The following is a 15,430-nucleotide window of genomic DNA, read 5'->3' as shown; positions in this document are numbered from 1 at the left end:
TTACGCATCGTTACCGAACCAGCAAATATTACGTGCGGCCATGATGAGCGTACCTGCTTTCTCATCATCCAGACCTTCAATATCAATCAGGTCGTCGATGCCCTGCTCAGCAAGATCTTCCAGTGTACAGATTCCACGAGTAGCCAAGTTATAGGCAAGAGTACGATCCATACCGTCAAGATTCAACAAATCTTCTGCTGGCTGATTATCACCTAGGCTCTCTTTTTGAGCCAACTCAATTGTGGTGAGGGCAGCTTTCGCTCTTTCACGTAGAACTTCAACGGTATCTTCATCAAGACCGTCAATTTCCAGAAGTTCATTAATAGGCACGTAAGCCAGTTCTTCTAACGTAGAGAAGCCTTCTTCAACAAGTGCAGTGGCGAACTCTTCATCAATATCAAGATGCTTGGTGAATGTATCAATAGAAGCATGTGCTTCTGCCTGATGTTTTGCATTTAGCTCTTCTGCGGTCATGACATTCAGTTCCCATTTGTCATCACCACGGTGTTTTTTCAGCAACTGAGCAGCTAGACGAACGTTTTGACCGTTACGCCCTATTGCTTGTGCCAAGTTACTGCTTTCTACGGCAACATCCATCGTGCATTTGTCTTCATCGACGACGATAGATGCAACATCAGCCGGAGCCATTGCATTAATAACGAACTGAGCTGGGTTATCATCCCATAACACAATATCGATTCTCTCGCCGCCTAACTCACTAGAAACGGCTTGAACTCGCGCACCACGCATACCAACACAAGCACCAACTGGGTCGATACGTTTATCGTTAGTTTTTACAGCGATTTTTGCACGAGAACCTGGATCACGCGCAGCGGCTTTAATTTCAATAATTTCTTCGCCAATTTCAGGCACTTCAATGCGGAATAATTCAACCAACATTTCCGGGCGAGAACGCGTAACAAAAAGTTGTGCGCCGCGAGCTTCAGGACGGACATCATACAGGACTCCGCGTATGCGGTCACCTGGGCGGAAGTTTTCACGTGGCAACATATCTTCACGCAGAATAACCGCTTCAGCGTTATTACCTAAGTCTAACGTGATGTTTTCACGGTTAACTTTCTTCACTTGAGCAGTGATAATTTCGCCTTGTTGCTCACGGAATTGGTCAACAACCATAGCACGTTCAGCTTCACGAACTTTCTGAACAATAACTTGTTTTGCAGTTTGTGTTGTAATGCGGTCAAACACAACAGATTCGATCTGGTCTTCAACATACTCACCTAGTTGCAGTGCAGGGTCTTCGTATTGCGCTGCTTCTAATGTGATTTCGCGAGTTGGCATTGTCACTTCATCGACAATTAACCAACGACGGAACGTATCAAAATCACCGGATTTACGGTCAATCTCAACACGAACATCGATTTCTTGCTCATATTTCTTTTTGGTTGCCGTCGCTAATGCCGTTTCCAGAGCCTCGAAGATTTTTTCACGAGGGAGGGATTTTTCGTTAGAAACCGCTTCTACAACAGCCAGAATTTCTTTATTCATCCTAGTTGCCTCATTGAACTTTATTAAAAGTGGGGTACCAAGTTAGCTTTCTGGATGTTGCCGAGGGCGAACACCTCATCCTTACCATCTACAGTAACCGTAATCATTTCACCGTCTACGGCTTTGATAATTCCTTGCCATTTACGGCGGTTCTGCATTGCTATACGCAAAGTTAACGCCACCTCTTCACCAACAAAACGCTCGTAATGAGCGACTGTGAATAATGGGCGCTCAAGCCCAGGTGACGATATTTCAAGGTTATAAATAACAGAAATTGGATCTTCGACATCCAATACTGCACTAACCTGATGGCTGACATCAGCACAATCGTCAACAGTGATGCCTTCTTCACTATCAATGAAGACACGCAGTGTCGATGTGCGACCACGGACAAACTCTAAGCCAACAAATTCAAAGCCTAGCGCCTCCACAGGTGCTGAAATCATCTCTGTTAATTGCTGTTCTAATGTGGACAAGCCCACCCCCAGACATAAAAAAAGGGCTATAAAAGCCCAGTTAATTCGATTGTCAAATAACAAAAAACCCCGAAATTCGGGGCTTTATGCAACTGGACCCTGTAGTGCACGGGTTCACCATATTCTTATTATACCTGCAAAGTCTAGAGAAATCGATGAGAAATTTTGGGAGCTATTAGATAACTACACTTGATTGCTACATCTGACAACAACTCTGACTACGATACTGACAAGGTATGTTGAATAAGAAATGGTTGCGGGAGCCGGATTTGAACCGACGACCTTCGGGTTATGAGCCCGACGAGCTACCAAGCTGCTCCATCCCGCGTTCGAAAACGTGACATATTCTACACTGATAACTCGTAAACTACAAGCTATCAAAATAATGGTGCCGAGGACGGGACTTGAACCCGTACGCCCGTTTTGTAGGCACTACCACCTCAAGGTAGCGTGTATACCAATTTCACCACCTCGGCACTGAGGCGAGGTTATCAATTTAAAATCAATAACCTCAAATTTTTAACTTCTTGCTCATTTCTGAGCTTACTACTTAATGATGACAATAACTGCCTTCATTCGGAATCTTTAACACTTAACGAGGAATATCGCTCGTTGGTGTAGCTGGTGCTGCCGGCACGTCTGTTGGTTGCTCGACTTTCGCAGGTTCACTAATGTTTTCCCACTTACTACCACTACCAGTTCCATACTTATTTGCAGTCATATTGCCAAGTATTAAACTGATGATGAAAAACACAGCAGCCAAGATTCCAGTCATACGAGTCATGAAGTTACCTGAACCCGATGAGCCAAACAGTGTTGCAGAAGCACCCGCACCGAATGATGCACCCATGTCAGCACCTTTACCTTGCTGTAACATAATCAGAGCAATAAGCCCGATAGCTGCTAGCAGGAAAATAATTAAAAGAGCTATGTACATTTGAGTTACCTATTCAGTTACGGTGCATAGCCTAATGCTATGACCTTTATCACTGCACACCCGCCCAATTCCCCGCAAAAGGACACTCTTACAGGATTGAGCAGGTGCGAATACTACCCAAAGCTGAGCCGACAAGCAAGTCTATTTTAAACTCTATCGATTATTTGCGGAAAAAAACAACAAATATTCGAAATATTGCTCAGCTTTATTTATTACAATCAACCTGCGGCTTTAACTGCATCCGCAATACGATTCGCCATTGCAGTTACATCCGCTTCATTTTCGCCTTCAACCATGACACGAATTAACGGCTCTGTACCCGATTTTCTGAGTAACACGCGGCCTTTACCTGCCAGTTGCTTTTCAACTTCTTCATTAGCAGCAATAACCCCCTCATTTTGTAGAGGGTCGTGTGTGCCTTTGAACCGAACATTAACCAGCACTTGAGGTAATAATTTCATACCACTACATAAGTCATGCAAACTCATATGGTTACGTACCATAGCGCTCAAAACTTGTAGGCCAGCAACAATACCGTCACCCGTGGTGGTTTTATCCAGTAAAATTACATGGCCTGAGTTTTCCGCGCCCATGCGCCAGCCTTTTTCCTGTAATTTTTCGAGCACATAGCGGTCACCCACTTTAGCTCGTTCAAATGGAATGCCTAACTGTTTCAGGGCTATTTCTAAGCCCATATTGCTCATTAATGTACCGATTACCCCGCCTTTTAATTGACCTTGGCGTAGAGCTTCTCTAGCGACAATAAATAAGATTTGGTCGCCATCCACTTTTTCGCCCATATGGTCAACCATGATAATACGGTCACCATCACCATCAAACGCTAGGCCGACGTCTGCTTTTTCTTCTAATACTTTTTGTTGTAGTTGTCGAACATCAGTAGCGCCGCATTCTTCATTGATGTTGATCCCATTCGGGTCACAACCAATAGTAATGACTTCCGCACCTAACTCACGAAATACATTGGGGGCAATGTGATAAGTCGCACCATTAGCACAGTCAATAACGATTTTTAGGCTGGATAAGCTTTGCTCATTTGGGAACGTCCCTTTACAGAACTCAATATAACGCCCAGCAGCGTCTACAATCCGATTAGCGCGACCCAATTCTGCTGATTCGACACAAGTGATCGGTTTTTCCATTTCAGCTTCAATGGCTTCTTCGACTTCATCAGGTAACTTAGTCCCATCAATTGAAAAGAATTTGATGCCATTATCATAATAAGGGTTATGGGAAGCGGAAATAACGATCCCCGCTTCAGCGCGGAAAGTACGTGTTAAATAAGCCACCGCTGGCGTCGGCATTGGCCCTGTAAAAGATGCTGATAGCCCAGCGGCCGCTAGCCCAGCTTCTAGAGAAGACTCCAGCATATAACCAGAAATACGCGTATCCTTACCGATAATAATTTTACGTGAGCCATGACGCGCAAGGACTTTCCCTGCTGCCCAACCTAATTTTAAAACGAAGTCAGGAGTAATTGGGCTATCACCCACTTTGCCACGGATACCATCGGTACCAAAATATTTACGCTCACTCATACGCTTACTTTTCCTTTTCTGACAGAGTCATCTGTACCACTTGCATCGCTTGCACTGTTTCTTTGACATCATGAACTCGAATGATGTGCGCTCCTTGCATTGCAGCAATAACTGCGCAAGTAAGGCTGCCTGCGAGACGCTCTTGAGGTGGAACATTCAATAATTGCCCAATCATAGATTTACGTGACATACCTGCCAATAGCGGTAGTCCGAAATTATGAAATTGTTCTAAGTTTGCCAATAATTGATAATTATGCGACAAGTTTTTACCAAACCCAAAGCCTGGATCAAGGATAATTTGCTGCCTATCGATTCCAGCATTCACACAACGTGCAATTTCGGCCTCTAGATAGTCTTTAACTTCGCGCACAACATTCTCATAATTTGGGGCGGCTTGCATTGTTCGTGGCTGGCCTTGCATGTGCATAATACACACAGGTAACCCAGTTTGAGCAGCAACATCTAATGCTTCCGGCTCATGAAGTGAGCGAATATCATTAATCATATGCATCCCTGCCTTTGCCGCTTCAGACATCACTTGCGCTTTCGAAGTGTCAACAGAAATCCACACATCAAAACGTTGGGCAATAGCCTCTACTACAGGGATCACCCTATCGAGTTCTTCGCTAACAGAAACTTCAGCTGCCCCAGGACGAGTTGACTCACCACCAATATCGATAATGGTTGCCCCTTCTTGCACCATCCTAGCTACATGCTCTAATGCATCATGATAACGATTATGAGTGCCACCATCTGAGAACGAATCAGGAGTAACATTCAGAATCCCCATCACTTGCGGTGTGGATAAATCAAGGACACTGCCTCTCGCTTTGATTTGCATTGTTATTTTCCTTAACGAAAAAAACCCCAGCGAACTGGGGCTCTCGATTACCTTACTTTTCCGATAACTTATTGTGGCTTGTTATCGTTATTGTCTGATGGGTTTGATTCATCAGTATTGTTGCTTGGCTCTTCAGCATTATTTTTTGGTTCTTCAGTTTGAGGTTTATCAGCAACTTTATCGCCATTTGACGCACCTTTGCCAAATGTTCCAGTCACGTTACTGACTTTTTTGTCCTCATCCCAACCTGCTGGTTCACGTACTGGACGACGATTCATTAAATCATCAATCATTGGCATATCGATAGTTTCGTATTTCAACAATGCGTCTTTCGTTGCATGCAGAATATCAATATTGTCTTCCAATGTTTTATAAGCCAATTGGTAGCAGTGGTCTAAGATTTTCTTAATTTCTTCATCAACAATACGCGCTGTTTCATCAGAAATACCTGAACCATTACCCGCAGAACGACCTAAAAATGCAGGGCCTTCTTCTTTTGAGTATTGCATTGGACCTAAACGGTCTGAGAAGCCCCACTGAGTCACCATGTTACGCGCTGTATTCGTTGCAAACTGAATATCAGAAGAGGCACCCGTGGTGACTTTATCTCGCCCGTAAATCAGTTCTTCTGCGATACGACCCGCATATGCTGTCGCAATCATCCCTTCCAGTTTTAAGCGGCTACGGCTAACTTCATCACCTTCTGGTAAGAAGAATGCCACACCCAGCGCTTGACCACGAGGAACGATTGTGACTTTGTGAACAGGGTCATGCTCTGGCATTAAATGACCGATAATCATATGGCCACCTTCATGGTAAGCCGTTGATTCTTTTTGTTCTTCAGTCATCATCAGAGAACGACGCTCAGCACCCATCCAAATTTTATCACGAGCTTTTTCAAATTCGACCATAGAAACGACACGCATATTTGCGCGAGCTGCGAACAATGCCGCCTCGTTCACTAGGTTGGCTAATTCTGCTCCAGAAAAACCAGGGGTTGCACGAGCAAGGATGAAAGTATCAACACTTGGGTCGATAGGAACACGACGCATATGCACTCTCAGAATTTGCTCACGGCCACGAACATCTGGCAAGCCAACAACAACCTGACGGTCAAAACGACCTGGACGTAATAACGCTGGGTCAAGTACGTCTGCACGGTTAGTTGCGGCAATAACAATAATACCTTCGTTACCTTCGAAACCATCCATTTCAACTAGCATCTGGTTCAGGGTTTGTTCACGTTCATCGTGACCACCACCTAAACCTGCACCACGTTGGCGACCGACAGCATCGATTTCATCAATAAAGATGATACAAGGCGCAGCTTTTTTCGCTTGTTCGAACATATCACGAACACGAGAAGCACCAACCCCCACAAACATTTCCACGAAGTCTGAACCGGAAATAGTAAAGAATGGGACTTTTGCTTCACCCGCAATAGCCTTTGCAAGTAGTGTTTTACCTGTACCAGGAGGCCCTACCATCAGGACGCCTTTAGGAATTTTACCGCCAAGTTTCTGGAAGCGAGCAGGTTCACGTAAAAACTCTACGATTTCACCGACTTCTTCTTTCGCTTCATCACACCCTGCAACGTCTGCAAATGTTGTTTTTATCTGATCTTCCGTCAACATGCGGGCTTTACTTTTGCCGAATGACATTGCCCCCTTGCCGCCGCCACCTTGCATCTGGCGCATAAAGAAAATCCAGACACCAATCAACAGAAGCATTGGGAACCAGGAAATGAAAATAGATGTCAGTAAGCTAGGTTCTTCTGGTGGTTCACCAACGACAGTCACATGCTTATTCAGCATGGTGTCTAACAGCTTCTCATCCTGCATAGGAAGATAAGTTGTATAGCGGCTATTATCAGCCTTTCTGACGTTCAGTTCACGACCTGTGATACGAACTTCACGTACCTGATCCTGGGCTAACTCATTGATAAACGTAGAATAATCAACTCTGCGACTATTCGAATCGCTTGGGCCAAAACTCTGGAACAAGGACATCAGAACAACTGCGATGACTAACCAGAGAATCAGGTTTTTCGCCATGTCACTCAAGGGATTAACCTCATATTACAACTGTGTTAACAAATAACGCTCAGGGTACTATAGTTTTAGCCCTGTCGCTACAATGTATACTTCACGTGACCGTGCCCGCGAAGATTCAGGTTTACGAACTTTTACTTTCGTAAACAGGGAGCGGATATCCCTAAGGTAATCGTCAAAGCCTTCTCCCTGAAACACTTTAACAATGAAACTCCCCCCAGGCGCCAATACAGCACGGCACATATCCAATGCTAATTCAACCAGATACATAGAGCGAGGAATATCGACCGCAGGTGTCCCACTCATATTTGGGGCCATATCTGACATGACCACCTGTACTTTTTTGTCGCCTACTCGTTCTAGCAAAGCGGCGAGCACTGCCTCGTCACGAAAATCCCCTTGAAGGAAATCAACGCCAACGATTGGGTCCATCGGTAATAAGTCACAAGCAATAACACGCCCATTATGACCTATTTGGCTGACAACATATTGTGACCAACCACCAGGGGCTGCTCCTAAATCAACAACGGTCATACCTGGTTTAAATATTTTATCACCTTGCTGGATTTCCTCCAGTTTAAACCATGCACGTGAGCGTAGCCCTTTTTTTTGTGCTTGCTGAACATATTTATCACTAAAATGTTCTTGCAACCAGCGACTTGAGCTTGCCGAACGTTTTTTATTGGCCATTGTGTCTTCCAACTATACTAAAAGATCTACACCTATGTTGCTGCTTCTTTACCATCGAACAGATATAATTGATGGTGATAGATATCAGATGGCGGTAGAATAAGCCATTTTCAATACTAACCAAGCAAAAAATCGATGAATCTTAATAAAAAACAAATTCAGCACCTAAAAAGTCTCGCTCATCACTTAAACCCTGTCGTTATGATTGGCAACAACGGTTTAACCGAAGGTGTCTTAGCTGAGATTGAACTCTCACTAGCGCATCATGAGCTTATCAAAGTCAAAATCGCAGGCGAAGACCGTGATACTAAAAATTTGATCGCTGATGCGATTGTTCGCGAAACTGGTGCAGTAAATGTACAAATCATTGGTAAAATTCTTGTTATTTACCGCCCTTCGGCGGATCGCAAAATCATTTTACCTAAATAATAACCCATCATTTATATAAAAATGCCATTGAAAGCATGTTTTATATGTTGAAAAAGGCCGCCTGCGGCCTTTTTCTTTAAATCCGGGGAAATAATATAACCAATTCAGTAAAATAGGAATCAGATATACTCAACTTTAAGAATTTCGAACTCTACATCCCCACCTGGGGTTTTGATTGAGACGACATCGTCAACCTCTTTACCGACTAAACCACGTGCTATTGGTGAATTGACTGAAATCAGATTAACTTTAATATCAGCCTCATCATCACCAACAATACGATACGTTAGCTCTTCGTCGGTATCAACATTTAATACTGTCACTGTTGCGCCAAAGATCACTCGACCGTTATTAACCATTTTGGTTACATCAATCACTTGTGCGTGAGAAAGTTTACCTTCGATTTCTTGGATACGGCCTTCACAGAAGCCCTGCTGCTCACGAGCCGCATGATATTCTGCATTTTCTTTTAAATCACCGTGCTCCCGCGCATCAGCAATTGCGGCGATAATTTCTGGGCGGCGAACAGATTTCAGGAACTCCAGTTCCTCTCTTAGTTTGTCCGCACCAAGTACTGTCATCGGGATCTGTTTCATTAATAAATACCTCGGTTCAATCCTATCTAAAAATAAGTATCTTCCTGATTTTGTAACAACAGCACACCGAACACCTCTGTATAACAGGGGGGTGTTCTAGGTAAAAAAAACTCAATCAGACTTATGTACTCATTTATCTTATCATAATGTACGCTATTTTAACTGAGACTTAATAGCGGGTCACCGTTTACTTTATTAGGCATTACACTTTAGTATGTGCTGTATGTCCACCCTAATGCGTGAAATATATGTCATTATTAACTTTAACCAGAAAATGGATAATCACTTTAGGGATCACCCTAGCCAGTAGCCAAGCTTTGGCGATCCCAATTGATGAATACAAGCAGTATCTACCTGACGGCACTAACCTTGCTCTGGTCGCGCAAACGGTGGGAAGTAATACCCCATTAATTGATTATAACGCCCAGCAAATGGCTCTTCCAGCGAGCACCCAAAAAGTGGTGACGGCACTTGCAGCATTGTTGCAATTGGGGCCAGATTACCGTTTTGTTACCAATTTTGAAACGAGTGCAAAACTGAGCAACAATACACTGACAGGTGACTTAGTCATCCGCTTCAGTGGTGACCCAACGTTAACTCGCCAGCAAATTCGGAACATGGCAAATGCGTTAAAACAGCTAGGGATCGAAAAAATTGATGGGGATTTGATCGTCGATATTTCCGCATTTACCAGCCACGATAAAGCACCTGGCTGGGTATGGAATGATATGACCCAATGCTTCAGTGCGCCACCTGCCGCCGCTATTATCGACCGCAATTGTTTTTCTGTATCCCTATACCCTGCTGAAAAAGCAGGTGATTTTGCCTTTATCAAAACAGCTAGTTTTTATCCTGTTAACATGTTCAGTGAAGTCAAAACATTGGCAAAAGGCTCTCCCGAAGCCCGTTATTGCGAACTTGACGTCGTACCCGGTGAGTTAAATCGCTATACTTTAACAGGTTGCCTTACTCAACGTAGTGACCCCTTACCTCTCGCTTTTGCGGTGCAAAATGGAGCTAGCTACTCAGGGGCAATTGTCAAAAATGAGCTCACTACCGCAGGCATCGAATTAGTCGGTCATATAAAAAAACGGACTCAGCCAACAGCTCAATCACAAGTGTTAGTCAAAACAGAATCTAAGCCCTTACATGACTTATTGAAAGTAATGTTAAAGAAATCCGATAACATGATTGCCGACACTGTTTTTCGTACCATTGGTCGCGAATATTATGGTGTTCCAGGAACATGGCGCTCAGGGTCTGATGCCGTAAGGCAAGTTTTGAAACAAAAAGCGGGGATCGATCTTGGCAATACTGTCATGGTCGATGGCTCAGGGTTATCACGCCATAATTTAATCACCCCGGCAACGATGATGGAAGTTTTGCAGTTTGTCGCTAAAAACGATCAACAGCTCGATTTTATCTCTATGCTCCCCTTAGCAGGTCATGATGGGACATTACGCTATCGTGGTGGTTTTGATGAGGCGGGCGTTAATGGGAAAGTGTCTGCCAAAACAGGTGCATTACAGGGGGTTTATAACCTAGCCGGCTTTATTACAACAGCCAGTGGGCAACGCGTAGCATTTGTACAGTTTATTTCTGCTTATGCCGTACCACAGAGCCAACAACGCAGTCGTCGTGTACCGTTAGTGCGCTTCGAAAGCCGTTTGTATAAAGATCTGTACCAGAAAAATTGATCAATCAAAATTTGGTAATTAAAAAAGGCGCCTTTGCGCCTTTTTTATGTCTCAACGATAACTATTTCTGGTAAATGATTTCGACGCCTTCGTCGTCATCTTCATCCCAATCGTCATCCCAGTCATCATCAATATCTTCAGCGCCAGAAAGCTGTTCTTTGTGATAATCATCCCACATGAACTCGACTTTTTCTGGTTGCGGAGCATCTTCAGTGGTTGCCATATCGCGTGGCTGAGTATTCATAAATTCCATGATGTCCCAACAAAGTGCTTTTACACCTTCATGGTTAACTGCTGATATCATGTAATATTTATCTTCCCAACCCATTGCTTTAGCAATTTCTGCTGCGCGTTGTACGGATTCTTCTTCACCTAAGATATCGATCTTATTAAAGACTAACCAGCGAGGCTTCGCAGCCAGTTTTTCACTGTATTTTTCTAGTTCACTGATGATGATCTTGGCATTTTCGACAGGATCTGATTCATCAATAGGACAGATGTCGATCAAGTGTAATAAAACACGACAACGTTCTAAGTGTTTCAGGAATTGGATCCCAAGACCTGCTCCTTCTGCAGCGCCTTCGATCAACCCAGGAATATCCGCGACCACAAAACTTTGTTCGTTATCCATACGCACCACACCTAGGCTTGGCACTAAAGTTGTGAATGGATAATCAGCTACTTTTGGCTTAGCGGCTGATACAGAACGTATAAATGTTGATTTACCTGCGTTTGGCATACCCAACATGCCTACGTCAGCTAATAGCATCAGTTCTAACAGTATTTCGCGAGTTTCGCCCTTCGTCCCCATAGTACGTTGACGTGGAGCTCGATTTACTGAAGATTTAAAACGTGTATTCCCAAGGCCATGAAAGCCGCCTTTAGCAACCATATGGCGCTGTTCATGGCGGGTCATGTCACAAAGGATTTCATTAGTGCCTAAGTCGCGTACACGCGTTCCTACAGGGACTTTAACTGTGATATCTTGACCACGCTTACCGGTACACTCACGACTTTGACCATTTTGCCCACGTTCTGCACGAAATGATTTTTCAAAGCGATAGTCGATCAGGGTGTTGAGGTTTTCATCTGCTTGCAAGTAAACATCACCACCATCACCACCATCACCTCCGTCAGGTCCCCCTTTCGGAATGTATTTTTCACGGCGGAAGCTGACACAACCATTGCCACCATCTCCTGCCACGACTAATATTTTGGCTTCATCTACAAATTTCATAATTCTCTCTCCGTTTCTGAGCCATATAACGCTGGATGGCTGTTTTACTCAGAGATGGCGTATTTTTTAATACGAGTGCACTTCATTAGAAACAAAATGCCTGAATATAAAAAGCCCCGCAAAAGTTTTTTGCAGGGCTTTAATTCTGAATTAAAGATCAGAAAACTTATTCAGCTTCGATGCTGATAAATTTACGATTGTTTGGACCTTTAACTTCAAATTTAACTTTACCATCCGCTAATGCGAATAGAGTGTGGTCACGGCCACAACCTACGTTGTTACCTGCGTGGAACTTAGTACCACGTTGACGAACGATGATGCTACCTGCTAATACAGCTTCACCACCAAAACGTTTAACACCTAAACGTTTTGCTTCTGAGTCACGACCGTTACGAGTCGAACCACCAGCCTTTTTGTGTGCCATTAATCTGCTCTCCTAAATCTTAAGCGATGACAGTGATCTTAACATCAGTGAACCACTGACGATGACCCTGTTGTTTACGGCTATGTTTACGACGACGGAACTTGACGATTTTTACTTTTTCGCCACGGCCGTGTGCAACAACTTCCGCTTTCACTTTAACGCCTTCAACGACAGGAGCGCCGATTTGGATCTCATCGCCATTAGCAACCATCAGAACTTGATCAAATTCAACAGTTTCACCTGTTGCGATGTCCAGCTTTTCTAGGCGGACAGTTTGACCTTCGCTAACTCGGTGTTGTTTACCACCACTTTGGAAAACCGCGTACATATTAACTCCGCTTTCCGCGTACCCGTTAAATATCTCAATTCCAGAGCACGCTATAAAATATTCACAATAGGGCGCGAATTCTACGCAAAAAAGCATCAGAACACAAGCCTATAATGCGGTTAGATGACAAAAAATACGACTTTTTTCTCAATAACCGTTTTTGAGCATTGATTTCACGCTTATTGCTTCAATTGTTACTTATTTAAACATTTTTTGCATCACACCTGATAATCTTATTATTAATAATGTTATGCTAATACCATAACTGTTATATCGGTCTCCCAATTTTTTATTCAGGGAATGAACCAAAAACTAATAATATGAATAAATTACGATGAATTTAGAATCTATTATTGAACTAACAACTGAAGATATGTCTGCGGTAAACGAGGCTATTCTCAGTCAATTGAATTCAGATGTTGCGCTAATTAACCAACTTGGTTATTACATTGTCAGTGGTGGTGGCAAAAGGATCCGGCCAATGATCGCTGTGCTTGCAGGGCGAGCACTCGGCTATTCTGGTCATAAGCATACCCAAGTCGCAGCCTTGATCGAGTTCATTCATACCGCAACGTTATTGCATGATGATGTTGTCGATGAATCCGATATGCGTCGTGGAAAACAAACCGCTAATGCCGTTTTTGGTAATGCGGCAAGTGTTCTTGTCGGTGATTTTATTTACACTCGATCCTTCCAGATGATGACAGATCTTGATTCAATGCGGGTGTTAAAGCTGATGTCTGAAGCGACTAATGTGATCGCCGAAGGGGAAGTATTACAGTTGATGAACTGTAACGATCCCAATATTACTGAAGAAAACTACATGCAAGTGATCTACAGTAAAACGGCGCGTTTATTTGAAGCTGCAGCTCATGCTTCTGCTATTTTAGCCAATGCGACGCCAGAGCAAGAAAAAGCCTTGCAAGATTATGGTCGTTATATTGGTACGGCATTTCAACTCATTGATGATCTTTTGGATTACGATGCAGATAATGCGCAATTAGGTAAAAATACAGGTGACGATCTTGATGAGGGTAAACCAACGCTCCCTCTTCTTCACGCCATGCAACATGGTAATGAAGAAGAATCTGCTTTGATCCGCCAAGCGATCGAGCAAGGCAATGGACGCCACTTATTAGATACCGTCCTCGCAACGATGAAACGTTGTGGCTCCCTTGAGTATACCTATGCCCGCGCACAAGAAGAGGCACAAAAAGCCATTGATATGCTAGATGTTATTGATGATTCTATCTATAAAGAAGCATTAATTGGCCTAGCGCACATTGCCATACAACGCCATTCCTAAGATTCACTCATGCGATGCGAGAAAGAGGAGTTATTTTTCCTCTTTCTCTTCTTCACCAATTTGAGCAAGAAGTGATGATAAGCCGTAACGCAAGATATGTTTGACAATTTTATTGCGTTCAGCCTCCGTCAATTGGTAATAGGCTTCTGACCAAATTTGCAGTGCATCTATTCTTTGGCTTTGGTAAGTCACCGATGGCTCACATAAACTGAGTTGCCCTTGAATTTCATCAGGTAAGCTCTCTACATAATATTCAACAGCCTTACCTTGAACGCCCCGTTTGCGACGATGCTTCCAGCCTTCTCGTCTTGCCATTAGGTTTACCCCCTGAGGCGATGTAGGGAGACCTTCTAGCCCTGCTAATTCTTTTGCAGTGAACCACAATTTTTTCATATTTTCACTTTCACGCTTATATTATGAAACCTGCTGTTGCAGCTTTACCAAATCGTCAACTGTTAAAAAAATTTTAGACTCAATATAATATTATTTTTATATACTAATTATTTGCATCTTAAGTATTTGTAAACTATTTATTATTAATTAAATCGATTAGTGCTAAAGCCCCTTCACGCATAATGAATGTCAAAATAATGTCACGCTCCTCGTTAGAAAGCTGGTTATATGCCTCCTGCCAAATAAACGAATTATCATTTCGTTTGACTTGATAAGGTGCAGAAGTTTCATTCACAAACTGGCTTTCAAAAATATCGATAGGCAAAGAACTAATATGATATTCCAACGCTTTTCCTTGAATCCCCCGCCTTTTACGGCTGACCCAATTTTCTCGCCTTGCCATCGCATTTATGCCTTGAGTCGTCATGGGAAGCCCTTGCAACCCGACCAACTCCTTTGCAGTTAGCCATTCCTTGTACATGCTGACCCTCCTAGTCATGATGACAATTTATTTCTAGTTGCTGAAAACTATCTATATTTTCTTAAAAACATTAACTCATTCATTTTATTTATAACTGCAAATAATAATATACAAATAATATTTGTTATTAGTATTCTAATTTCTTTTAATAACAGATAATTAAATGATTTACTCGCTAATAATTTAACTAATTTTATTGAGTAATTTATATATATTACTAATACAAGTAACGGATAACATTAAATACGCCATTTCCACTACTAACTCGAAAGAGTTAGTTTTAATTTCAAAGTTTTATCCTAATTCACAATTATTAACACTGACTTTCTATTTAGTTTCACAAAAACCCCGACAGTTTCATAAAATGAAGTTTTTAGAAAAAACTGGAAATTATTTTGGGAAATTTCTGTTATTTTATTTCCAATAACAGGGAGTTTGTACTGAATGTATCACAGTTTCCCGTTACTCGTACCATTAAC

At 42.7% G+C, this 15,430-nt stretch carries 16 protein-coding genes and 2 tRNA genes; 3 read left to right on the top strand and 15 right to left on the bottom strand.

Features of this window, described 5'->3' with window-relative positions:
* The 9 genes from nusA to rlmE all read right to left on the bottom strand — a co-directional run bounded on the left by nusA (nt 1) and on the right by rlmE (nt 8,060).
* On the bottom strand, nt 1–1,509 hold the full coding sequence (nusA, locus tag M1F14_RS05195) for a transcription termination factor NusA (RefSeq protein ID WP_042845741.1): 1,509 nt from the start codon (nt 1,507–1,509) through the stop codon (nt 1–3).
* 23 nt (nt 1,510–1,532) lie between these two features.
* The gene (rimP, locus tag M1F14_RS05190) at nt 1,533–1,985 is read right to left on the bottom strand and encodes a ribosome maturation factor RimP (protein WP_042845961.1); all 453 of its coding nucleotides are present in this window, start codon (nt 1,983–1,985) and stop codon (nt 1,533–1,535) included.
* A gap of 251 nt (nt 1,986–2,236) precedes the next feature.
* Nucleotides 2,237–2,313 (bottom strand) — tRNA-Met (locus M1F14_RS05185).
* A gap of 58 nt (nt 2,314–2,371) precedes the next feature.
* Nucleotides 2,372–2,461, bottom strand: a tRNA-Leu gene (locus M1F14_RS05180).
* A 116-nt stretch (nt 2,462–2,577) separates the two neighbouring features.
* On the bottom strand, nt 2,578–2,922 hold the full coding sequence (secG, locus tag M1F14_RS05175; RefSeq protein WP_042845742.1) for a preprotein translocase subunit SecG: 345 nt from the start codon (nt 2,920–2,922) through the stop codon (nt 2,578–2,580).
* A gap of 218 nt (nt 2,923–3,140) precedes the next feature.
* Nucleotides 3,141–4,478, bottom strand: coding sequence for a phosphoglucosamine mutase (gene glmM / locus M1F14_RS05170; RefSeq protein WP_048605844.1), 1,338 nt, complete (start codon nt 4,476–4,478; stop codon nt 3,141–3,143).
* 4 nt (nt 4,479–4,482) lie between these two features.
* The gene (gene folP / locus M1F14_RS05165) at nt 4,483–5,319 is read right to left on the bottom strand and encodes a dihydropteroate synthase (RefSeq protein ID WP_071548692.1); all 837 of its coding nucleotides are present in this window, start codon (nt 5,317–5,319) and stop codon (nt 4,483–4,485) included.
* Between the two features lie 68 nt (nt 5,320–5,387).
* Nucleotides 5,388–7,373: an ATP-dependent zinc metalloprotease FtsH gene (gene ftsH, locus M1F14_RS05160; protein WP_042845747.1), complete on the bottom strand. Its 1,986-nt coding sequence runs from the start codon at nt 7,371–7,373 to the stop codon at nt 5,388–5,390.
* 57 nt (nt 7,374–7,430) lie between these two features.
* Entirely contained in the window at nt 7,431–8,060 is a 630-nt protein-coding gene (rlmE, locus tag M1F14_RS05155; RefSeq protein ID WP_004905912.1) for a 23S rRNA (uridine(2552)-2'-O)-methyltransferase RlmE, read from the bottom strand.
* 135 nt (nt 8,061–8,195) lie between these two features.
* On the opposite strand from rlmE, the gene yhbY reads away from it, so the two are divergent.
* On the top strand, nt 8,196–8,489 hold the full coding sequence (gene yhbY, locus M1F14_RS05150) for a ribosome assembly RNA-binding protein YhbY (RefSeq protein WP_004905914.1): 294 nt from the start codon (nt 8,196–8,198) through the stop codon (nt 8,487–8,489).
* Nucleotides 8,490–8,608: 119 nt separating this feature from the next.
* Here the strand turns inward: yhbY and greA are convergent, their stop codons facing one another.
* Complete coding sequence (gene greA / locus M1F14_RS05145) at nt 8,609–9,085, bottom strand: transcription elongation factor GreA (RefSeq protein WP_042845748.1); 477 nt, start codon at nt 9,083–9,085, stop codon at nt 8,609–8,611.
* A gap of 248 nt (nt 9,086–9,333) precedes the next feature.
* Between greA and dacB the strand changes: the two genes are divergently transcribed.
* A complete protein-coding gene (gene dacB, locus M1F14_RS05140) occupies nt 9,334–10,782 on the top strand; it encodes a serine-type D-Ala-D-Ala carboxypeptidase (RefSeq protein ID WP_042845749.1) in 1,449 nt (482 codons plus the stop codon).
* 61 nt (nt 10,783–10,843) lie between these two features.
* On the opposite strand, the gene cgtA is transcribed toward dacB, so the two are convergent.
* The 3 genes from cgtA to rplU all read right to left on the bottom strand — a co-directional run bounded on the left by cgtA (nt 10,844) and on the right by rplU (nt 12,771).
* The gene (gene cgtA / locus M1F14_RS05135; RefSeq protein ID WP_181468822.1) at nt 10,844–12,019 is read right to left on the bottom strand and encodes an Obg family GTPase CgtA; all 1,176 of its coding nucleotides are present in this window, start codon (nt 12,017–12,019) and stop codon (nt 10,844–10,846) included.
* A gap of 166 nt (nt 12,020–12,185) precedes the next feature.
* The gene (gene rpmA, locus M1F14_RS05130) at nt 12,186–12,443 is read right to left on the bottom strand and encodes a 50S ribosomal protein L27 (RefSeq protein WP_004905922.1); all 258 of its coding nucleotides are present in this window, start codon (nt 12,441–12,443) and stop codon (nt 12,186–12,188) included.
* A gap of 19 nt (nt 12,444–12,462) precedes the next feature.
* On the bottom strand, nt 12,463–12,771 hold the full coding sequence (gene rplU / locus M1F14_RS05125) for a 50S ribosomal protein L21 (protein WP_004905925.1): 309 nt from the start codon (nt 12,769–12,771) through the stop codon (nt 12,463–12,465).
* Nucleotides 12,772–13,105: 334 nt separating this feature from the next.
* Here rplU and ispB point away from each other — a divergent pair, with 334 nt between their 5' ends.
* The gene (gene ispB, locus M1F14_RS05120) at nt 13,106–14,077 is read left to right on the top strand and encodes an octaprenyl diphosphate synthase (RefSeq protein WP_042845751.1); all 972 of its coding nucleotides are present in this window, start codon (nt 13,106–13,108) and stop codon (nt 14,075–14,077) included.
* Between the two features lie 30 nt (nt 14,078–14,107).
* Here ispB and M1F14_RS05115 read toward each other — a convergent pair whose 3' ends face one another.
* Together M1F14_RS05115 and M1F14_RS05110 are read right to left on the bottom strand one after the other, a co-directional pair.
* A complete protein-coding gene (locus M1F14_RS05115; RefSeq protein ID WP_042845752.1) occupies nt 14,108–14,470 on the bottom strand; it encodes a DNA-binding protein in 363 nt (120 codons plus the stop codon).
* 133 nt (nt 14,471–14,603) lie between these two features.
* On the bottom strand, nt 14,604–14,951 hold the full coding sequence (locus M1F14_RS05110) for a DNA-binding protein (RefSeq protein WP_042845753.1): 348 nt from the start codon (nt 14,949–14,951) through the stop codon (nt 14,604–14,606).
* Between the last annotated feature and the right edge of the window lie 479 nt (nt 14,952–15,430).

Origin of the sequence: Providencia sp. PROV003 (assembly GCF_045040775.1) — a bacterium.
Lineage (GTDB): Bacteria > Pseudomonadota > Gammaproteobacteria > Enterobacterales > Enterobacteriaceae > Providencia > Providencia huashanensis.
This window is presented reverse-complemented; position numbering and strand designations above follow the sequence as displayed.